Annotated in this window: 22 protein-coding genes and 3 tRNA genes; 10 read left to right on the forward strand and 15 right to left on the reverse strand. The window is 47.4% G+C overall.

Features of this window, described 5'->3' with window-relative positions; translation table 11 throughout:
* Positions 1-4 precede the first annotated feature (4 nt).
* The 3 genes from LMG33818_RS12535 to LMG33818_RS12545 form a co-directional block, all read right to left on the reverse strand.
* Positions 5-469 (reverse strand): helix-turn-helix domain-containing protein, encoded by a 465-nt coding sequence (locus tag LMG33818_RS12535; RefSeq protein ID WP_442323731.1) that lies wholly within the window; start codon positions 467-469, stop codon positions 5-7.
* 237 nt (positions 470-706) lie between these two features.
* Positions 707-886, reverse strand: a complete 180-nt coding sequence (locus LMG33818_RS12540) for a hypothetical protein (protein WP_442323732.1) — start codon at positions 884-886, stop codon at positions 707-709.
* Between the two features lie 579 nt (positions 887-1465).
* Positions 1466-2308: a DUF535 family protein gene (locus LMG33818_RS12545; RefSeq protein ID WP_442323733.1), complete on the reverse strand. Its 843-nt coding sequence runs from the start codon at positions 2306-2308 to the stop codon at positions 1466-1468.
* Positions 2309-2692: 384 nt separating this feature from the next.
* On the opposite strand from LMG33818_RS12545, the gene LMG33818_RS12550 reads away from it, so the two are divergent.
* The 3 genes from LMG33818_RS12550 (at position 2693) to LMG33818_RS12560 (ending at position 4952) form a co-directional block, all read left to right on the forward strand.
* On the forward strand, positions 2693-3913 hold the full coding sequence (locus LMG33818_RS12550) for an argininosuccinate synthase-related protein (protein ID WP_442323734.1): 1221 nt from the start codon (positions 2693-2695) through the stop codon (positions 3911-3913).
* On the forward strand, positions 3906-4616 hold the full coding sequence (locus tag LMG33818_RS12555; RefSeq protein WP_442323735.1) for a 2OG-Fe dioxygenase family protein: 711 nt from the start codon (positions 3906-3908) through the stop codon (positions 4614-4616). The genes LMG33818_RS12550 and LMG33818_RS12555 overlap by 8 nt, the downstream gene beginning before the upstream one ends.
* Positions 4617-4694: 78 nt before the next feature.
* Positions 4695-4952, forward strand: a complete 258-nt coding sequence (locus tag LMG33818_RS12560) for a hypothetical protein (RefSeq protein ID WP_442323736.1) — start codon at positions 4695-4697, stop codon at positions 4950-4952.
* A gap of 133 nt (positions 4953-5085) precedes the next feature.
* Here the strand turns inward: LMG33818_RS12560 and LMG33818_RS12565 are convergent.
* The 5 genes from LMG33818_RS12565 to mutY form a co-directional block, all read right to left on the reverse strand.
* Positions 5086-5161, reverse strand: a tRNA-Thr gene (locus tag LMG33818_RS12565).
* 11 nt (positions 5162-5172) lie between these two features.
* Positions 5173-5247 (reverse strand) — tRNA-Gln (locus LMG33818_RS12570).
* A 4-nt stretch (positions 5248-5251) separates the two neighbouring features.
* Positions 5252-5327, reverse strand: a tRNA-Phe gene (locus LMG33818_RS12575).
* Positions 5328-5426: 99 nt separating this feature from the next.
* Complete coding sequence (locus LMG33818_RS12580) at positions 5427-5702, reverse strand: oxidative damage protection protein (protein WP_442323737.1); 276 nt, start codon at positions 5700-5702, stop codon at positions 5427-5429.
* Positions 5703-5828: 126 nt separating this feature from the next.
* A complete protein-coding gene (mutY, locus tag LMG33818_RS12585; protein ID WP_442323756.1) occupies positions 5829-6893 on the reverse strand; it encodes an A/G-specific adenine glycosylase in 1065 nt (354 codons plus the stop codon).
* Positions 6894-7757: 864 nt separating this feature from the next.
* Between mutY and hisB the strand changes: the two genes are divergently transcribed.
* The 4 genes from hisB (at position 7758) to hisF (ending at position 10674) form a co-directional block, all read left to right on the forward strand.
* Entirely contained in the window at positions 7758-8378 is a 621-nt protein-coding gene (hisB, locus tag LMG33818_RS12590) for an imidazoleglycerol-phosphate dehydratase HisB (protein WP_442323757.1), read from the forward strand.
* A 75-nt stretch (positions 8379-8453) separates the two neighbouring features.
* Positions 8454-9092, forward strand: a complete 639-nt coding sequence (gene hisH, locus LMG33818_RS12595) for an imidazole glycerol phosphate synthase subunit HisH (protein WP_442323738.1) — start codon at positions 8454-8456, stop codon at positions 9090-9092.
* A 36-nt stretch (positions 9093-9128) separates the two neighbouring features.
* Positions 9129-9869: a 1-(5-phosphoribosyl)-5-[(5-phosphoribosylamino)methylideneamino]imidazole-4-carboxamide isomerase gene (gene hisA / locus LMG33818_RS12600; protein WP_442323739.1), complete on the forward strand. Its 741-nt coding sequence runs from the start codon at positions 9129-9131 to the stop codon at positions 9867-9869.
* Between the two features lie 31 nt (positions 9870-9900).
* Complete coding sequence (gene hisF / locus LMG33818_RS12605; protein WP_442323740.1) at positions 9901-10674, forward strand: imidazole glycerol phosphate synthase subunit HisF; 774 nt, start codon at positions 9901-9903, stop codon at positions 10672-10674.
* A gap of 191 nt (positions 10675-10865) precedes the next feature.
* Here the strand turns inward: hisF and LMG33818_RS12610 are convergent, their stop codons facing one another.
* From LMG33818_RS12610 to LMG33818_RS12620, 3 genes are all read right to left on the reverse strand, one after another.
* Positions 10866-11543, reverse strand: coding sequence for a DUF416 family protein (locus tag LMG33818_RS12610; protein ID WP_442323741.1), 678 nt, complete (start codon positions 11541-11543; stop codon positions 10866-10868).
* A gap of 33 nt (positions 11544-11576) precedes the next feature.
* Positions 11577-13850 (reverse strand): FdhF/YdeP family oxidoreductase, encoded by a 2274-nt coding sequence (locus LMG33818_RS12615; protein WP_442323742.1) that lies wholly within the window; start codon positions 13848-13850, stop codon positions 11577-11579.
* 228 nt (positions 13851-14078) lie between these two features.
* A complete protein-coding gene (locus tag LMG33818_RS12620; RefSeq protein WP_442323743.1) occupies positions 14079-14372 on the reverse strand; it encodes an MGMT family protein in 294 nt (97 codons plus the stop codon).
* 120 nt (positions 14373-14492) lie between these two features.
* Here LMG33818_RS12620 and LMG33818_RS12625 point away from each other — a divergent pair, with 120 nt between their 5' ends.
* Entirely contained in the window at positions 14493-15248 is a 756-nt protein-coding gene (locus LMG33818_RS12625) for a type 1 glutamine amidotransferase (protein WP_442323744.1), read from the forward strand.
* Between the two features lie 27 nt (positions 15249-15275).
* Here the strand turns inward: LMG33818_RS12625 and radA are convergent, their stop codons facing one another.
* Positions 15276-16646: a DNA repair protein RadA gene (radA, locus tag LMG33818_RS12630; protein WP_442323745.1), complete on the reverse strand. Its 1371-nt coding sequence runs from the start codon at positions 16644-16646 to the stop codon at positions 15276-15278.
* A 34-nt stretch (positions 16647-16680) separates the two neighbouring features.
* Entirely contained in the window at positions 16681-17154 is a 474-nt protein-coding gene (locus tag LMG33818_RS12635) for a copper resistance protein NlpE N-terminal domain-containing protein (protein ID WP_442323746.1), read from the reverse strand.
* 253 nt (positions 17155-17407) lie between these two features.
* Between LMG33818_RS12635 and hisC the strand changes: the two genes are divergently transcribed.
* Together hisC and gloA2 are read left to right on the forward strand one after the other, a co-directional pair.
* Positions 17408-18469, forward strand: coding sequence for a histidinol-phosphate transaminase (gene hisC / locus LMG33818_RS12640; RefSeq protein WP_442323747.1), 1062 nt, complete (start codon positions 17408-17410; stop codon positions 18467-18469).
* Positions 18466-18873 (forward strand): SMU1112c/YaeR family gloxylase I-like metalloprotein, encoded by a 408-nt coding sequence (gene gloA2 / locus LMG33818_RS12645; protein WP_442323748.1) that lies wholly within the window; start codon positions 18466-18468, stop codon positions 18871-18873. The genes hisC and gloA2 overlap by 4 nt, the downstream gene beginning before the upstream one ends.
* 71 nt (positions 18874-18944) lie before the next feature.
* On the opposite strand, the gene LMG33818_RS12650 is transcribed toward gloA2, so the two are convergent.
* Together LMG33818_RS12650 and LMG33818_RS12655 are read right to left on the reverse strand one after the other, a co-directional pair.
* The gene (locus LMG33818_RS12650) at positions 18945-20138 is read right to left on the reverse strand and encodes an MFS transporter (RefSeq protein WP_442323749.1); all 1194 of its coding nucleotides are present in this window, start codon (positions 20136-20138) and stop codon (positions 18945-18947) included.
* A gap of 105 nt (positions 20139-20243) precedes the next feature.
* A complete protein-coding gene (locus LMG33818_RS12655; protein WP_442323750.1) occupies positions 20244-21080 on the reverse strand; it encodes an aldo/keto reductase in 837 nt (278 codons plus the stop codon).
* Between the last annotated feature and the right edge of the window lie 322 nt (positions 21081-21402).

Consider the following 21402-nt stretch of genomic DNA (forward strand, 5'->3'; position numbering starts at 1 on the left):
AGCCTTATTCCCCGCGACCTTCCAGCTCATTGGCAAGCGACCGAAGCAATTCCGCATAAAAACGGGTTGAACGGTCGAAGGTCGAAGCTAACCGTTCTACGATTTCATCGTGTACAGTACGGCCATTATCGCGCGCAGCCTTGGCAACAAGGGTTCTCAATTCGCTCCCCAAGTGGACAGGCGTTGCGATGATACCTTCAGGAATCGCTTCAAAGTCGTCAGCTTCTCGTTGAAGCGCATCTATATCCACTTCTCGGGTATCTCCAGACAACCATACAGGGTCCAGACGAAGTCGCTTGGCCAAGCGCAATAGAACTGCAATCCGTGGGACCGATTCACCAGACTCATATTTCTGTAATTGATCCGGAGTGATCCCCACTTCGTCTGCCAGCTCTTTGTGACTAAGTCCATGCATCGCACGAGCATGCGTGATGCGGACGGGAAATTCATCGGAAAAAGCAAGAGGCATAAGAAGCTCGCCTATGACATTAATGGTTAGTTATACAGCACTATATATGATGTTTATCGCATTGTAAGAGGCAACCGTCATTTTACACGCCTGTCCATAGCGGTAACATGGCATTCAACACTTGCAATGAAGTAAAAAAGCGTTCAGTGCTTTCGAACTCCTCACAGCAATATCTTAATGAGCAGTTTAGACGTGAAAACGGCGTTCGAAAATACCCAACATCAAAAGTTGTACACATCAATTTACAATATTGTCATAGTCCGAGGGGATATTAAGATAAAAATAAACCTCAAGGATAGGAAACCCGAAGGTGATACCCCAAGACTGCATACGATACCATTGGTCTAGAACGATTCCGGAGGATTTTATAATCACATTGACAATTTCCCAGGCAATGGCAAGAAAGAGTTGCGCCATGACAGACTCCCCCTTTCTTTGAGCCAAGTGCATCTTTACCTCTATCCGTGTGTAAAAAGATCAAGGGAATTTCTCAATCTTAGATGCCATTTAGACCCATTTAGTGGATATTGAACTAAATTCTGTATTTTATCTTAATATTAATGATTCAATTATTTGCAGTTGGCATACATTCATTACATCTAAAGATAAAAACCGATGAGTCTGCCTATTATGGGAGCATCCTGAAACATCAGTTAAATGCCAGCTCCCCAGCCGCACACCCCTCGGATCACGAATGAGGTCATAACAATGTCACAAAAAGCAAAATCATCCATAACAGTGTCACAAAGAATTCTGTCAGGCATTATCCATCTTGTGCTGGCGCTCTCTTCGGCTATTGCAATATCGACGTTAGCCCCTGGCTTGTGGATATCTGTCTTTGTACTGTCCCTGGTTACTGCAGGCATAGCTGAGTGGTATCTCAAGCAAAGGGATAGCTGCGCTAAAACTAAATGCTAGTTCATTTTAACGTCAACAAAATCAGGGCCACATTGCTACAAAAGGCCGTTTGGAATAATTTTGTATATCGCCATGCCATCAGCATGCTAATTGCGTGATTCTTGCAGACTTTCCTAATGTGCATTGCATTTGATGGTGAATATGATCCATTAACAACATTCTACGGCGATACATGGATCGATGCTTACTCTTCACCTCCATGACGTCTTTGCGATGCATACTGTCCGGCAATCGATACCAGCCACCATTCAGCACACCACCTATATTTTTCCAATAACCATCATAGTCCAACCTGATTTTATGCCCGTGGCCATAGTTATTGGCAAAACGCGCAGGAATACCATAAATCGAGCGAACTGCTAAAGTCTCCTTGAACGCATATATAGCACACATAAGAAGCTCGAATGGACGAGTATTGTGACAAGCACGATAAAAGGCCTTGATATCCTCGTTAGCGGTTGAGTGCTTACCCCCTTGCAACGAACCTATATAAATAGCATTATCTTCCCTATCCATACAGAAGGTCAGACCAAAAACAATGCGCCCCTCCTGATTACGAATATAAATCCCTTGCTCACCTTCCTTGCAATAACGGCTTCGCTCCAATTTAAGGGTCCATGTTTCATCAATTGTTTCAACCGTAAGTCCATACCCCTGATAGATCTCCTCAAAGGCTTTACCTGTTAAGAAACCCAACATGAACTCGTTATGACCGCGAATGACGCTTAGTTTTTGCTGCGCTGACCAACGCCGATGAACATAAGTATGCAAGTGCCTTTCACTTTTATTCCGCACCATTGTCATCAACCGAGGTTCACTTTGTAGCGCATTCATCCAGCATTTATGACGTTTTCTTATAGGCAAAACATTGAATGACCGCGCGGCCCATTTCTCCAGGCTACGAACTTTATTAATTGCCAAACCAGAAATCCTTGATTGTCAATTCATAAGAGAGGAGATAACTCCTTCGACCTGTCATTATATTCTAACAAGGTGTAAAAAACAGGGACAATCCAGCAAATTAAACGAATGGTTTTTATCAATCATATAAATAGGTTCATAGTGCATATCAAACAAATTAAACAATCTTTGATAGTCTAACCATACTAATTAGAAAATAAGTTCAGCGCAAATTAAGATAAATAATTCTCTCTACAACTATACTCAGCACCGTAATCATATTTAGCGCTTATACATCTTTATTTAATAATGCTTATTTGTATCAAGCAGCCCCTTATGTTGCGTAACAAGACATGCATGTCTGAACGCTAATCAACAAGTATACTATGGAAATATGGGAAAAACATGAACGATCTCTCTAGAACGTTAGCAATGAACAAGAATAATCAAAATTATTCAAGAAAAATTACCTCATTCATTGATCTAAAAAAAATAAAAAATAAATCCGAACCAATAGGGCTTATGTATAGCGGTGGCCTGGATAGTACCTACGCACTTTATAAGTTATCCACAATGGGATTTACAAACATACATGCTATCTCGATAAATATTGGGCAAAATGAGAATTTCGATGAAACCAAAAAAGTAGCTGAACAATTGGGGGCCCATTTTCATCATCTTGATAAACAGAATGATTTCGCAAATCTTAATATACTGCCAGCTATACAAATGGGGGCAAAATATCTGGGACATTATCCAATAAGTAGTTCACTGAGCAGGCCCCTCATAGCAGATACTGCCGTTCAACTCTCTAATGAGATTGGCATTACAACACTCATACACACAGCTAATTTGTCACAAAATAGTTTACCCAGGCTCAATAATCGTATCAATGCAAGTAATTTTATTGGTAATTTTGGTAGTCCTTATATTCACTCAGCTATTACCCGTGAACAAAAGTGTCATGAATTAAAGCACCGAAATTTACACTTTATTTCACAACGGAAGTTGAGTGGTGATTCAAATTTATGGTGTAACGAGTATGAATCTGGCCCACTGGATGATCCTGAGAACTTCATCATTCCGGATGACATATTCACTTGGACACAAGCCACTAATACTTCAACGCAGGCACTCTCCATAACAATAGAAAAGGGCATTCCCATAGGGGTTAACAATGATCAACTCCCCATTTTAAACATAATAAATTCTCTTAATAAAATGGTGGGCAGCTTTGGACATGGTCGATATGCTGGATTGGAACATTTAGCGAATGAACGAATAAAAGTACTCGAAGTACGAGAAGCCCCCGCTGCGATGATTTTATTTGATGCTTATGCTCAACTGGAATCGGCCACTTTAGATATAAAATCTCTGGAGTTAAAACAGTATTTATCTACCCAATGGGTTATTGAGTCCGTAAACGGCCATTGGGGAAGTATCAAGCATAAAGCGTGTCAGGCAGCTGTACATGATATGTCAACAAGGGTGAGTGGTGTCGTTACTTACATCATTAACCCATCACGTTTTTTTCCGATATCGATAAAGGCGAAAAATCCTCTCTACATTCGTGATAGAGATACTTGGGAGATCAAAAAAGCAAAAGAGGGATCATATTATGGGTAATACATATACCAACAGTATGGTAAAAAACAATTATATAATATCGTCGGCTGCGGATACTTTCTTAAATTTTTCAATTTCAAGAGGTCGAGATTGGCAGGATTTTTGTGCTACATGGGATAACCTATTACTAGACCGATATATGAATGATGGTGGCTCCTATCGGTACAGAAGATACAGTGCGTTTGAAATTGATCTTGGAAAGCAGAGGATTACCCAACTTGAACATACCCCCTACCAACAGAGCTTATCCATAAACTCATTAAATGGCGGAATACAACGACATTATGAGCCTCTGGAAAGAAATTTTACTGAAAGTCCAATACTCCAAAAGATCATACATGGATTTTCATTTCTCATACATTCCTTCACTGCGCATAACAGGTTTAATATCAAACTACACCCCTATAGAATAATTGCGACAGAGGGAAAGCTTGGCGAACCCGCACCAGAAGGTTTACATCAGGATGGTGTTGATTATGTCATTTCTTTTATGATTAAAAAAGTCAACATTTTTGGCGGAGAAAGTTATATTGCTGATAATCACAAGAATATTATCAAAAAAACAACACTTAACAAACCAGGGGAATTTATACTTACTGATGACCGTAAATTATTTCATGGCGTTTCATCTGTTTGCGTAGATAATAAATACAAAGCTTTTTCGTATAGAGATGTTCTGGTTATCGCCTATAGTCTTATCTAAATTTAAAAAATCTATTTTTGTAAATTCAAATATTAATCCATATTTTTATCAATCAACAAAACTCAGGAAAAATGATACATGAGCCATATTTTAAGAAAAGACCATAAGAACTCTTTTTTTGAACTTTCCAATGAGGAAGAGAAACTCGTATCGGGTGCAAACTTTTGGAGTGAAGTAGAAGCAGGTGCGGCTGCAGGAGCAGCATCGGGTGCTGTTCTGGGGGCCATCGGAGAAGGCATTGGTGCAGTGCCAGCAGCGATGATAGGAGCGCTTGGCGGAGCCGTGGGGGGTAGTACCAGATACCTGGTGGGTCGGTTAAACCAGAAAGAGGTTTAGCCCGATTACTTTTTATCTCTTTATGAAATCAAGGTAGAAGATGCTTTACCCAACCATTTACCCCGTTCAGATATTACCTGAATACTGAAAAAGAAAAAGCCCTGTAACTCATTGAGCTACAGGGCTTTAAAATTGGTGCCGGCACGAGGAGTCGAACCCCGGACCTACTGATTACAAGTCAGTTGCTCTACCAACTGAGCTATGCCGGCTTAACTACATGTGGCTGGGGTACCAGGATTCGAACCTGGGAATGCCGATACCAAAAACCGGTGCCTTACCACTTGGCGATACCCCAAAAGTGGTGGCCAGAGACGGAATCGAACCGCCGACACGGGGATTTTCAATCCCCTGCTCTACCAACTGAGCTATCTGGCCCCTTGCCAACGGCGCGTATTAAACCGAAATCTCTCCGTTAGGTCAAGTACTTAAGCAGACTTTTTACCAATTAATTACTGTCTGCTTAAAAAACAACCGCTACACCGATGATTCTGGCGGTACATATCCCTGTGCGATATCGGTTTCCTTGTTATCAAGGAAAAGGTCTAGTTGTGCCATCAAGTAGCGTCGATTCTCGGCATCCAGCAAATTAAGATGCTTTTCGTTGATTAAACGGGTTTGGAGCGCTTGCCATTCATCCCACGCTTTCTGGGAAACCGTTTTCTGAATTTCCAACCCTTTGGGGCCCGGGAGTGGCGGCATGGCCAGCGCAGGCAGCTCTTGCTGATATTTACGACAAAAAACAGTAGTCACAGATAACCTCAACAACTCGAATGGATACGTTTTCTATATAGTGCATATTATTCCATAAAACAGCTCATCTACCCATGAAGCCAATCTATCGTTTATCACCGTCTTACTCATCGATAAGTCGTATCATCATAGGGATAACAACAGTGTTTTGATGGGTGCAGGCAATCCAAGTCCTGATAGATCAGCCGGATCAACCCAGCGCAGCCCTTCGTCAGCAATTCCAAAGGGTATTTCCTTTACCCGAGCAGGGATCGGTTGCATCTCCAGGCGAAAATGGCTGAATACGTGCGTAATAGTTTGCCACTCTTGCTCTATCTCCGCACGCGGGGCATAGGTGTCTAGCCACGCCTGTATGGCCGATATTGTTTCAAACTGAGGTAAACTCCATAGTCCGCCCCAAATACCACGTTCGGGCCGACGCTCAAGGAGCACCTCCCCACCTTCACTCATCAACACCAATAAGCGTGTATGTCGTGTGGAAATCGCTTTTTTGGGTTTGGGCTCGGGGTAAGCCGTCTCTTTACTATAACGGTGTGCCAGACAGTTCGCCTCGTAAGGGCACAGCAAACAGGTAGGATTGGTTCTGGTACAAACAGTAGCGCCAAGATCCATCATGGCCTGCGTATAGTCCCCCACTCGCTGGTGAGGCGTATATCGTTCAGCCAAATGCCATAGAGCACGTTCTACTGCAGGTCTGCCTGGCCACCCTTCAATGGCGTGCACACGGCAAAGTACGCGCTTCACATTGCCATCCAGAATGGGGGCTCGTCCATTACCGGAAAGACTGATGATCGCGCCCGCGGTAGAACGACCAATACCAGGGAGTTCACACAGGGCTTCAACGCTCTCTACTGGAAATTCTCCTCCATATTCATTGACGACGACCTGCGCCGCACGATGCAGGTTACGTGCGCGTGCATAATAGCCAAGCCCGGTCCATAAGTGCAGAACCTCATCAATAGGAGCACAAGCAAGGCTCTCTACATTGGGAAAGTGCTCCATAAACCGTGAAAAATAGCCAATGACAGTGGCTACCTGTGTTTGTTGCAACATGATCTCCGATACCCACACGCGGTAAGGCGTCTGCTCCTGTTGCCAGGGAAGATGCTTTCGACCATGTTCATCAAACCATTCGAGGGTTAAACGCTCGAATGCCGAAGCTGAGAGCGAGATAGGCGAAATACCCTCCACGCTGTTATTTTCAAGCGCGACCAATGTGCCTTCTTTCTTGCTTTTGGAGCTCAATGAAACAACCCTTCCAATGCGTTCTTGATGCGATGACCTGTTTTTGATTTCAACGCTTTATCTATTCCTTCATTAATCTTCTCTTTAGCACCACCGCCAATATATTGCTTCGGCGATTAACGAATCATCTTATCATTCAAGCGGCCCCATGGTGTGGAGACTGTACATATCGCCTTCAGACCCCAGAGGAATAATGACCTTGAACAAGGGGAAAAAGTCCATGATAGAGGCCCTTTCGGTGATCTTTCACTACCTGTCCGTTGGTTGACGGTTTTGATAACACCGGTGTTGTGATCATTGGGATTGAAAAAGACAGTAATATGGCCAACGACACCGATTACGATCAGCATCCGCTAAGCGATAGTCGCCCCACTATATGTCAATCGTTTCTTCCCTCGCCTTTTCCTGTTCTGTTGTATCAATCACTTGCCTGACATGGGTAGGACGCGTGCCATTGTGATATCAGCTATCACACTGCTGTCCTGGCTGGCAGGAAAAACCTTCAATTCATGAGGTGTGTTGTCGGCTATTGGATCATCGCAATGGCCTGCAGGCTATTGAAGGACCGTGTTTCGTAGGACCTTGGGCTGAGTCGCCGTTAATAGGCTCAGAATGAAAACAAAAGCCGTTCGTTTTCACTGGAAAATATCCGGCCATTTAGCCCCTGCTATATCCAGTTATATAAAGTGGCATGTACTCTTGTTGATTCATTATACTGTATGCTTTATGCAACTTAATGTTTAATACTGGCGGTGAATGCTCGCCCCTTGTGCATCACGCAATGCTGATATTCCCGGGATCAATCAAGCCATGACGAACGAAGCCACGACTACAGTTACTTCACAACGCGAAGCACGGGTACAACGTAACACTGCCGAGACCCATATCGACGTGCGCATCAATCTTGATGGCAGTGGTAAATTGGACGCTCAGACAGGTGTTCCCTTTTTTGAGCACATGCTTGATCAAGTGGCTCGTCACGGATTAGTAGACCTGTACGTGCATTGCGATGGCGATACTCATATCGATGATCATCACACGGTAGAAGATATTGGTATTGCGTTGGGCCAGGCATTTCGTGAAGCCCTGGGTGACAAACGTGGCATTCAACGCTATGGCCATGCCTTCGTCCCACTGGATGAAGCGCTTTCCCGCGTTGTTATCGATTTCTCCGGCCGCCCCGGGCTTTATATGACGGCCGACTTCACAAGCGCCACGATTGGCCGCTTCGACACACAGTTAGTGCGTGAATTCTTCCAGGGATTTGCCAATCAGGCACACGCGACGCTTCATATCGATAATCTCAAGGGTATCAACGCGCACCATCAGGTAGAGACAATCTTCAAGGCCTTTGGGCGTGCCATTCGTCAGGCCATCAGCCATGATGATCGAATGGCGGGAAAAATTGCCTCAACCAAAGGCTCACTTTAAGCGAAATACCCGAAAGGTGATGGCAACACACTGGTCCGTTCCCCCTAACTCAGCACTATTTTCAGCGAGTGACCAATGAGCATTGCAGTTATCGATTACGGCATGGGAAACCTTCACTCCGTCGCCAAGGCGTTGGAGCATGTCACCAAAGAACGCGTTCTGATTACCCGTCAGCCTGAAGAAATCAAAAATGCCCGCCGTGTCGTGTTACCGGGTCAAGGTGCCATTCGCGATTGTATGGCCGAACTTGAACGCACCGGGCTCACTTCATTAGTCAAAAATTTGCTTGATGATGCCGATAAACCCCTTTTGGGCATCTGTGTAGGCCAACAAATGCTGGCCGATACGAGTGATGAAAATGGCGGTGTGACGTGTCTGGGTTACCTGCAGGGCAAGGTGAAACGTTTTCCTTCCAACATGATCGAAAACGACGGTAGGCTCAAGGTCCCCCATATGGGGTGGAACAATGTTGAGCAACGCCATGCTCACCCCTTGTGGAAGGGTATTCCTGATGGCGAAAGCTTCTACTTTGTACATAGTTACTATGTCGCATTGGAGAATGAATCCGACATATTTGGTACAGTCCGCTATGGCGATGTCGTCGCCCATGTAGCGACGGGCCGTGATGCCACATTCGCTGTACAGTTCCACCCGGAAAAGAGCGCCAATAGCGGCTTGCGCCTGCTAACAAATTTCGTGAACTGGGCGCCTTGATCCGCGTTCCAGGCCAGTCATAAGGTAAGCACTCCCATGCTAATCATTCCCGCAATAGATTTGAAAGATGGTCACTGTGTCCGTCTTAAACAAGGTCGGATGGAAGACGCCACCAGTTATGGCGCTGATCCCGTTGAAATGGCGAAACGCTGGGTAGACGCCGGGGCTCGCCGTCTGCATCTGGTTGACTTGAATGGTGCCTTCGAAGGCCGCCCGGTCAATGGCGAAGCAGTCACTGCCATTGCCCGTGCCTACCCCGACCTCCCCATTCAAATTGGTGGCGGTATTCGATCACGCGAAACAATTGCCCATTATCTGGATGCGGGGGTGACACACGTCATCATCGGGACCCTGGCTGTCAAGGAACCTGATTTTGTCACCGAGATGTGCAAGGAATTCCCCGGCCATATTATTGTAGGACTGGATGCCAAGGATGGCTGGGTCGCTACAGATGGTTGGGCTGAAGTTTCAACCATCAAGGCAACGGATTTGGCTCAGCGTTTCGCCAAGGATGGTGTTAGCGCCATCGTATATACCGATATTGCACGGGACGGCATGATGCAGGGCGTCAATGTTGAGGCAACCGTTGAGCTGGCCGAAGCCGCAGGAATACCTGTGATAGCTTCGGGTGGTGTTACCAATCTTGATGATATCAAGGCCTTGGCCCAAGTGGCGGACCGTGGCATTTTAGGTGCCATCACCGGACGCGCTATCTATGAGGGCAGCCTTGATCTTTCTGAAGCTCAAACTCTAAGCGATACCATTGCTCAAGCATAAAATCGTGTTTCTTGCCTTTTGAGGACTCTCGATGAGCCTAGCCAAACGAATCATCCCATGTCTTGATGTCGATCAGGGCCGTGTAGTCAAAGGGGTCAACTTTGTTGGTATTCGTGATGCCGGTGATCCTGTTGAAATTGCCAAGCGCTACAACGATCAGCAGGCCGACGAGATCACCTTTCTGGATATTTCTGCCAGCCATGAGGGGCGCGGCACAACACTGGAGATGGTAAGCCGCATTGCGGGCGAAGTATTTATTCCGCTCACCGTGGGTGGAGGGATTCGTACGTGTGACGATATTCGTGCCTTGCTTAATGCCGGTGCTGACAAGGTTTCCATCAATACAGCCGCGGTATTCAATCCGGAATTTGTTCAGGAAGCGGCTGAACGCTTCGGTAACCAATGCATTGTGGTTGCCATTGATGCCAAGAAAGTGTCCGCAGAGGGTGAGCCTGATCGCTGGGAAATATTCACGCATGGTGGCCGCAAGGCTACCGGACTGGATGCGGTGGAGTGGTCGAAGAAGATGGTCGCACTGGGCGCAGGTGAGCTTCTCGTCACCAGTATGGATAGAGACGGCACCAAGGCCGGTTTTGACCTGGGTGTGACACGTGCCATCAGTGATGCCGTTGATGTACCCGTCATTGCATCTGGTGGTGTAGGTAACCTGGATCACCTGGTAGCAGGGGTTGAAGAAGGCCATGCGGATGCCGTACTGGCGGCCAGTATTTTCCACTTTGGGGAATATACCGTACCACAGGCGAAGGAATACATGGCTGAGCACGGTATCAACATGCGTATATAACGCATTAGGGAATGTTGCGTCACACGCCTATAAAGCAGATGAAAAATGGCAAACGACTGCCAGCCAGTTCGTAATCATGTCCTGGAAGCTGCAGCGACTGGGCGCATGATCACGGGTTGATTGCTAGTCAAGGAAGAGCACAAGGGAAAGGCAGGAAGGAAGTAAGAAAAGGTAATGGATGAAGTGAAAAACTACTCTTCGTCCAGGGTGAGTCCAATATTACTCACACCCTCGTTATACCCCAGCTGCTTTAATGCCTTTAGCGCTGTTTTATCCAGGGGATGACTGGCAAGTGGCTCACTAGCCAGTTGGGCCAGCACTTCCCCCTGAAAATCGGCTTCGTCTTCCAACAATGCATTATTCCATTCAATACGCTGCAGTTCGCTTGATTCATCATGACCCGACTCTTCATTTCCTTCAGAGAGACGGATCATCTGTAACGCGCCACTACGGGAAAGGCGAGACACCTCCAACGCAGCGCCGGGCCGGTTACCCGCCGTGCTCTCCAGACATATTGAAAGTGCCAACAAGGCATCCTGCGCCATGTGTAGTCCGAAACCGGCCCCCTCTACTTCTACCTGAGCATCCAATGCATCATTCACTTCAGAGAGTTTGACCTGCTGAAGCTCGAAATTGATCCGTGCCTCTTTGGTTATCAACGACTCCCAGACCAACGCCATAATGTTATCAACGCGGGGCCGCGCATCATCGCCAATAGAAGCATCATGAGTGAGAGCATCATAGAGCCTGAAATTGTTCAGCATTCGGTCAGAAAGCACGGCCACAAAGACCGTGGCTTCCCGATCATTAAGCTGACTAACCCGGGTATCAATCGAAGCAAATAATTCAGTATCGGATAAATCAGTCATCACATCACAACATGGACAAAAAGAGCACAGTAGCTATACCGCCTCTTTCAAGGTTTTTACCGGAATGGATTTTGCGGCCGGTGTGCCACTTGTACGATCATAATAATCCAACGGCAATAATGGATTCAGCTCAGGATAATAACCTGCGATTGAACCGCGTGGCATCGGATATTCCAGAACCGTCAACGCTGCTACTTTGCGCTCTGTAGTATCGGTACTCATGGTTTCCAACGCAATTTTATCACCGGTGACAAGCCCGCGCTCGTTCATGTCTTCATTATTCATGAACACCACCATACGATCGTTGTGAACTCCACGGTAACGGTCATTATTGCTATAAATCGTGGTATTAAACTGATCGTGCGAACGAATGGTAGAAAGCCGTAGCATTTCTGCATCATCTATCGGGGTGTTAACATCCAACCCTTCCAGCACAAGGAAGTTGGCTTTGCCGTTTGGCGTGTGCCAAACACGTTCGCGAGGACCATTGTAAAGATGGAACCCTTTTGGGTCCTTGATCTTTTCAGAGAAGTTGGCATAGATATCCGGATAGACATCCGCAATGCGATCCCTGATCAGGTTGTAGTCTTCAATATAAGAAGCCCACGGTATCTTGCTGTCCGGAAGCGCGGCCATCGCCATACGGCAGACAATTTCAGTCTCGGGTTTCAGGTGTGAACTGGCCGGCTCCAGCACCCCTTTGGAGGGTGTTACATTCGACATTGCATCCTCAATGGTAACGAACTGTTCCCCTTTGGATGTTTCAATGCGCTCAGAGCGCGCAATAACCGGCAATATCAGAGCTTCTTTTCCATGGACAACATGACCCCGATTCAGTTTCGTGGCAATGCCTACCGACAATCCCACATTGGCCATGGCGGCATAAGCAACATGGGTATCAGGCACTGCTCGGATAAAGTTCCCCCCCATACCAATGAAAACCTTGGCTTCCCCCTTGACCATTGCTTCAACGCTTTCGATAGTGTGGTGGCCCGCATCTCTGGGCGGTTCGAAATCAAAGACCTTCCCGAGTTGATCCAGATACGCCTGAGACGGCTTTTCATCTATCCCTACAGTTCTATCGCCTTGAACATTGGAATGCCCACGGATGGGAACGATCCCCGCACCGGGCTTACCATAGTTGCCTTTCAGCAATAACAGGTTACTGACCTGCTGCAAAAGCTGTGAACCCAGCTGATGTTGCGTCAGCCCCATGCCATAGCAGATCATGGTGGCATTTGACTGAATATACACATTGGCTATACGCCGAATTTGCTCTTCGGTGATACCCGAGTGTTTTTCGATATCAGCCCAACTAATAGTGTCCAACTCGCGACGAACATCATCAATACCGGCCGTATGTTCTTTAACAAACGCCCAATCGATGATATTTCCTTCTTTATCATCACGCTCGAAAAGAACCTTCATCATCCCTTTGAGGATCGCCAGGTCACCACCGATTTTAACGTGCACAAACTCACTTGAGATTTTGTCTGTGCCGAAGGTTGCCATCTGGATAACGTCCTGCGGAGACGTGAACTTGATCAACGCACGTTCAGGCATTGGATTGATAGAGATGATCGGGACATCACGTTTACGTGCCTCGACAAGGTCGGCCATCATTCGTGGAGAGTTCGTCCCCGGATTCTGTCCAATGATGAAAATAGCTTCTGTGTGCTCGAAATCATCAATAATGACCGTTCCCTTCCCAATGCCGATAGCAGGAGGAAGACCACGACTGGTCGGCTCATGACACATGTTGGAGCAATCAGGGAAATTATTGGTACCAAATTGACGAACGAAAACCGAATAGAGAAAGGCAGCTTCGTTGGGTGTACGACCTGATGTATAAAATTCTGCCTGATGGGGGGAATCCAGCTCACGCAGATGTTTTCCGATCAACTCGAACGCATCATCCCAGGAAACGGGAACATAATGATCAGTGGCGGCGTCGTAACGCATGGGAGCAGTCAGGCGCCCCTGCTTTTCAAGCCAGTAATCGGATTTTTCCTGAAGCTCGCTAACGCTGTATTTAGAGAAAAAATCTTCCTCTATACGAAATTTTGTGGCTTCGTGAGCAAGGGCTTTAGCACCATTCTCACAAAACTCCAATGTCTGTTTACACTTGGGGTCCGGATAGGCACAGCTTGGGCATTTGAAGCCACCGGGCTGATTCATCGACAATAACGCTTTTGAGCCTTTAACCAGTACGCTCTCCTGCATCAGTACCTTGGCAGTAGCTGCTGCAGCGCCCCAGCCTCCGGCGGGATGTGTATAGGGTTTATAGGATGCAGGCTTATCGGTCATTTTACGTCTCCATGCAGTCAAAGGGTTGGATGCACGCGCGGGTCTATTGTTTTTTATCAGCTGGTCAGGAATATTCTAAGCCTTCCAGACCCTCTTGTGTATATTTTTTAAGCTTTCTTTAATTATTATTAGCCACAACGATTATGTCGATATCATGCAATGAGGCCAGATGTGCCTACAACGGTAACCATCATGGCTATAAGTCGGTTTTGTAAAAAGAAAACCCGTTTATGGCCACCAAATATCCGAAGATATCCGTTGCTTTGAGTCCAATAATACGCCTTCCTCGCATAATAATCGCTTTTGTTTTTCTGCACCTGTATGATCCGCCACCTTTCCAGTAGATGAAATAACACGATGCCAGGGCAAACCATGCCCCGGGGGAAGATGTTTCAACGAGGAGGCCACCATTCGGGGCGTGGCTCCATCGGTCATATCAGCGATACGTCCGTAGCTCGTAACACGCCCGGCAGGAATTCTTGCGATAACGGTAAAGATCTGTTCACGAAGAGGGACTTTCATATTTTTATACCCAACAGGCTACCGAATATGCGAAACATTTGTTAAAACAATAAACAGGCTTGGATCACCCTATGAATGATCCAAACTACCCCACCCATTTCGACGGCGGGAGTTCCTACAATGCATGTTTATTTCCTGCAGCACCACCCCGACTATGGGCCAGCCCGGTTTACTGATTGGTTAACAGGTATGGGGCATAGCTACAATACATGTCTTCTTTATCAGGACGAAATCCCCCCCAAACCTTCCGATTTTGATGCTCTTATCGTGCTCGATGGCCCAGACAGCGCACTTGAGCCAGAGCCGTATCTTCAAATCAAGCGTGAACGAAAACTCATTCAGAAAGTGCTTACAAGCGCAAAACCGTTGCTCGGCGTTGGCTATGGGGGATTATTGATTGCACAGGCATTGGGTGCAATTATCTCGCCCGGAACCTACCCTGAGTTGGGATGGCACACGGTACGCAGGGCTCCTGCATGTCCACTGGCGCTTCCGGAATCCTTCGATGCCTTCCATTGGCACAAGGAAATCTTCAGTTTACCTGAAGAAGCCGTGCCCATTGGGAGTACAGCAGCCAGCCCAATCCAGGGGTTTTGTTGGGATGAAGCAAGGGTTATCTCGCTACTTTTCCATGTTGAAGCCACCCATCGTTCTGCCGAAGCACTTATGGAAGCGGCAGTAGAAGAGCCGGTGTTGGAAGAGCTGGATTCAGTGTCAGCCAGAAACTCTAGAGGAGGACATGCAGGATTTAGCGATTATGGATTAGCACATTCATTTGTGCAGTCTCCCCAAGAAATACTGGAGGGCGGAAGACGCTTTGACAGGCTCGCACCACTTCTAGACCGTATCATGCTGAACTGGCTGGCGCTTGAGTAAAAACTATCAAGAACTGACACCGCTATATCACAAGGCCGCCAAAGCCTCTGACAACTTTTCTACTCCGATAACGTCCATCCCCTCAGGGGAATGCCTGGGGGCATTGGCCTTGGGTACAATGGCACGAGTAAAACCGTGCTTGGCAGCTTCAACAATACGGCTCTGCCCACTAGGTACGGGCCGGATCTCCCCGCCCAAACCGACTTCACCGAAGACAACCAGTTCACGCGGCAACGGTTGATTACGCAAACTCGACACAATGGCTAGCAAAACAGCCAAGTCCGCACTGGTTTCCAATACTTTAATGCCACCCACGACGTTCAGAAAAACATCCTGATCGCCACTGAACAAACCACCGTGCTTGTGTAAAACAGCAAGGAGCATGGCCAGACGCTGAGCATCAATGCCCACCGCCACTCGCCGTGGATTGCTCATCTGGGATTCATCCAACAGCGCCTGTACTTCAACCAAAATGGGGCGCGTACCTTCCCACACCACCATCACGATACTACCAGCGGCTTGTTCTTCGGTTCGTGTCAGAAAGATAGCGCTGGGATTTTTGACCTCTTTGAGCCCATGCTCCAACATGGCAAAAACGCCCAGCTCATTCACGGCACCGAAACGGTTCTTCTGCCCCCGAAGCGTACGGAAACGTGAATCAGCACCACCTTCAAGAAGAAGTGAAGCATCGATCATATGCTCCAATACCTTGGGGCCCGCCAACGTGCCATCCTTTGTCACGTGACCCACCAGCAATAATACCGTATTGGACCGCTTGGCAAATCGAGTCAGAGAAGCTGCCGACTCCCGGACTTGTGCAACACCACCCGGCGCAGAGGAAATTTCTTCCAGGTGCATGGTTTGGATGGAATCAATAATCAGGATTTCCGGCTGCTCATTTTCAGCAGTTGCAATGATTGTTTCGATGCTGGTTTCTGCCAGCATGCGCAAGCCTTGCGTAGGCAAATGGAGACGATGCGCGCGCATGGCAACCTGTGACAGCGATTCTTCCCCGGTCACGTAAAGCACTTTACGGCTTTGCGCCAGTTTACAGGCCGTTTGTAGCAAGAGTGTGGACTTGCCTGCGCCCGGATTCCCTCCCAACAAAACAGCTGAACCGGGAACGAGCCCGCCCCCAAGCACCCGATCGAATTCTTCAAAGGTGGAGGTAAAACGCGGGACTTCAGTGAGGTCCACAGTGGCAAGCTCTGTCACCGCACCCGAGGCAACACCTGCATACCCCTGACGCCCACTTGCCGCTGCGCCTACTTTGGGTGTGCCGCCTAACCGAACTTCACTCAGCGTATTCCACTCACGACAACTGCTACATTGCCCTTGCCATTTCGAATATTCTGCACCGCATTCCGAACAGACAAACGCAGTCTTTACCTTAGCCATGCGTGGTTACCCCACCCTTTAACAAATCAAAAAACTACTGCCGCTTGAGGCGTAACATCGAACCATTTTCGAAGGTGTAAAGCTGAGGGCTGATCAGTTCCAACACCCTGTTATTACGCTGTAGGAAATAATAGGTATGCCCATCCTGCTGATCCGGCTTCAATACCACTACCTTCGCCTGAGGGTCCGTGGGAATACCTGTCTGCGTATACCAGCGCCCAGTATAGTGCTGATCACTGTTGCTGTAATCAGTACCACGGTGAACAGCATTAATGTCAAAGGTGCGACTCTGGGAAGTACTGGAGGGGTCCATACCTTTCATGGTTAACGCTACATCAATGCCGCTACAGCTTCGGCAAGGGAACGTTCCTTTGTAGAGAGCGTCACCCGCTGGAATTGCAGGCGCTGCACTGGTCGTATTCAGGGGGCCGCCCGATTCAGTCGTACAGCCAGCTACTGCCAATGTTAGAGCTACTCCAAAAGCAGTCACAAGTGTTTTTATGCCCATCTCTCTTCCCCATACACATGAATGAACGTTAATGAATCAGCGAGTAAAAGGCTACTGATACCACCTTCAGAAGGAATCCCGCCGTAAACAGCTACCACATAGGGTCATATGATAGCAGTGAGGAGTCTGGTACGGGTATTACCAGCCTTAATTTCTATATTATCAGGCTGTTAAATACCCATTATTTGCGTATTATGGAATCAAATGAATCATGCAGTAAGCCTGCACCTATCTGGTTGGAGCGAGTACCCTGATGAGCCGTTTCTGGAGTCCTGAAGTCAACAATCTAACGCCCTATGTTCCCGGTGAACAACCGCGTCAGAAACTGATAAAACTGAATACCAATGAAAATCCCTACCCGCCGGCTCCGGGTGTACAGGAAGTACTTGGAGAATTCGATACCTCCTCCTTGCGACTTTATCCGGACCCCACCTCGCAGGATCTACGCGAAGCCTTAGCACGTGAATATGACGTAACACCGGAACAGGTGTTTGTCGGCAACGGGTCCGATGAGGTGTTGGCTCTCGCTTTCATGGCCTTTTTCAAGCAAGCGCATCCCCTCTATATGCCTGACATAAGCTATAGCTTTTATCCCGTTTATTCGAATCTTTACGGGATAGAACGACGCACATTGCCACTGAATAAAAGCTGGCAAGTCGATCTGGAAGCTTTCCCTGACGAAAATGGTGGAGTCATCTTTGCCAACCCCAACGCGCCTACGGGACACGCTCATCCAAGGGAGGCCATTCGGCAGCTGATGACTCGCCAAAAGGATAGCGTTGTGCTCGTTGACGAAGCCTATGTGGATTTCGGCGCTGAAAGCAGTGTTCCCTTGATCAAGGAATTTCCCAATATTCTGATTACCGGTACGTTCTCCAAATCACGTAGCTTGGCGGGGTTACGTCTGGGATTTGCGATTGGTTCAGAAGAGCTGATCGAAGGCCTCACCCGTGTGAAAGACTCATTCAACTCGTATCCGATTGATCGACTGACCAGTGCATGCGCTATTGCCTCTCTCAATGACAAGGCATACTTTCAGGCGCAGGTTAATAGAGTGATCAACACACGGGAACACACTGTGGCTGCGCTTCAAGAGCGCAATTTCGATGTCCTGCCATCACACAGTAATTTTGTCTTCGCACGTTCCAGAAAAGTCCAGGGAAGCACGTTATATCAATCATTGCGAGAGCAAGGCATTTTGGTTCGGCACTTCTCTGCGCCAGCCCTGGATGATTTCCTCCGTATCACCATTGGCACTGACGACGAAATGAATGAGCTCATTCAGGCCATAGACAGGATATACAGCGCATCATGAGTATAGGCATTACAGGGATTCATCACGTCGCGATCATTACGGCCAATTACTCAGTATCAAAAGCCTTTTACGTCGATATATTGGGAGCCTCTATTATTGCTGAAACCTGGCGGGCGGAAAGAGACAGCTACAAGCTCGACTTGATGCTTCCGGGTGGTGTGCAGATAGAATTGTTCTCCTTTCCTTCACCCCCATCACGGGTAAGCCGCCCTGAAGCGTGTGGGTTACGTCATTTGGCTTTCTCGTGCGAAGATATCGACGCAACACGTGATTACCTGGAATCCAAAGGAGTACCTTGTGAAGAGATCCGGGTTGATGAATTGACGCAACGCCGATTTACCTTCTTCAGCGATCCGGATGGCACGCCACTCGAACTGTACGAAAGCCACTTGCAGAAACAATAGTAAATAGGATTGAAAGCCAGTTGACACTCTCTTTCCCGATAGAGTCCATGCCAGTCAATTTGATCAAATTGTTAACCAGCGTGAGCTTTTCTTTCAGTGAAAAAGGCAAGCAGGGCCACCAAAGGGCAGAGAGTCCCTACAGTCGTCACCCATATCCATCCGCCATGTGTATACAACGCCGCTGAGAAACCGGAGCCCAATGCGCCACAAATAAATACACATGTCATGAAAATGCCATTCAGGCGCCCCCGCAGCTCGGGAGCCAGCATATAGAGACTTCTAAGACTCAGCACCTGGCATACTTGAACGCAGGCATCCAGCACGATAGCCGCCAGAATTAATATCATGAGATGATGATAATTTCCTGACCACCCTGCCACGATAAAGGCACATAGTCCTATAAAGAGGGAGCTACCCGTAGCAATGCGTGAGAGTCCACGATCCGCCAAACGACCTGCCAAAGGGGCGGAAAGTGCTCCACCTGCCCCGGCAAGGGAAAATAGAGCGACTTCTGACTGTGAAAAATGAAATTCATGGATCAAAAGAAGTGGGCTTGCCGTCCAGAAGAGATTAAATGCAGCAAACATCATCCCCTGATAGAGGGCTCTTCTCCTTAATAATGAAGTAGTGAGGAAAATTCCCGGCAAGGATTTGATAATACCGCTGTAACGGTGTCTGGTGCAGGGAAAGCGCTGAGGCAAACGTCGTTGTAAAAGAAGTGCCGTCACCACCATAAGTGCTGCCGTGATCCAAAACACAGCACGCCACCCCAGTATGTCTGCAATAAAGCTTGAGAATGGGCGCGCCAGCATAATTCCGCCAAGTAAGCCAGCCATTACATTCCCAACAACACGTCCACGGTTTTTCTCTGTTGAAAGATGGGAAGCCATGGGAACAAGGACTTGGGCTGCTACCGAGCATATTCCTACCAAACCACACGACACCAGAAATAGCCAGGACGCATGTGACAAGGCGATACCGATCAATCCAACGATGATGCCAATCATTAACCGGACGATGAGACGCCGATTTTCAAGTACATCCGCAACAGGAACCAAAAACAATAATCCGAGACCATACCCAAGTTGAGTGAAGGCGACAATCAACCCGGCAATGGAAGGAGGGATACCAAGTTCCGGCGTAATGAGCGCAATAAGAGGCTGAGCATAATAAATATTGGCAACAGCAAGACCACTGGCGGCAGCAAAAAGTGTGACCATACCACCGGACAGTTCAGCTTCTGAGGAGACTTTAGAGGACATCATCGAACTCTCGTATGTGTATGGTGAGCCCCGTTAATGGTCAACCTCCCTAATGGTTAACCACACACTATGAGCGAAGGGCCGACGACTTATTTACAATGTCTTATTTCACAACGTCTGCAGCTTTATCTTTTTGGTGGGCGGAGGAAAAGCCGCATCAATCTTCTTTAACTCATGATCCCTGAGGGTCAGCTCCAGGGCAGCAATATTTTCATACATGTGTTCCCATGAACTGGTTTGGGGAATAGTGAGTACATTCCCACCTCTAATACTCCAGGCAATAAGTATTGTAGCTGGAGATATATTTCTATCTTGAGCAATTTCATTAATCACAGGGTGATTCAGGAGCGAATGTTTTTTCCCGCCTAAAGGCGAATACCCCATTGCTGTGACACTATTTTCACGGAACCAATCAAACAGCGTGTATTCAGCCCCTCTCGCCCGAGGTGAATAATAAATCTGATCTACGACACAATGAGAACCAACAGGCACATGGCGCACATCATCCATATCCCGAATATCGAAATTGGAGACTCCCCAGTTACGGATCTTCCCTTCTGTACGTAAGCGCTCCAGGCTCCATATGGCTTCCCCAAGAGGAATGATTCCTCTCCAGTGAAGTAAATAAAGATCCAGATAATCTGTCCCTAATCGGCGCAAGCTACCGTGACACGCTTTTTCAATGAAAAAACGATTTGCCTTCCAGGGAAATATTTTACTGGTGAGATAGACATCTTCACGTCGCCCAGCGATTGCCTTACCTACCAGCTGCTCTGAACGACCATGGCCATATATTTCTGCAGTATCAATCACTCGCAGTCCAGCATCCAGCCCGGTTTTGAGCGCAGCAATTTCAGAGCGTTCTTCCATTGGGCTTCGGCCCAAATGCCATGTTCCCATGCCTACAGCAGGCAGAGATTGATTATTGATTGAAACCCTGCGCATCAAGTCATTCCTTGATAATTAGTAATATATAGGCATGGGTATAGCCGCTTACATCTGCGTTAAAGTATAAAGGCGATTTTAGCGACAAGTCATTTTATTGTGCCTGAAGATAGCAGTAACCAACACACACGAAACATCAACTTCCATGCTACCACACTGCCATTGATACCCAGGGAAAGAAAAGAAATAAAAAGGTGGGAGAACACCCAACATGAGAGGTACCGGGCAATTTTTCTACAGACAAAAAGAAAACCCGCTGTGCCTTCCGACACAACGGGTTCTCTGGGATAGATGCCTGACGATGACCTACTCTCACATGGGG

It is taken from the genome of Cernens ardua, assembly GCF_051251085.1.
Taxonomy (GTDB): Bacteria; Pseudomonadota; Gammaproteobacteria; order Pseudomonadales; family Halomonadaceae; genus Cernens; species Cernens ardua.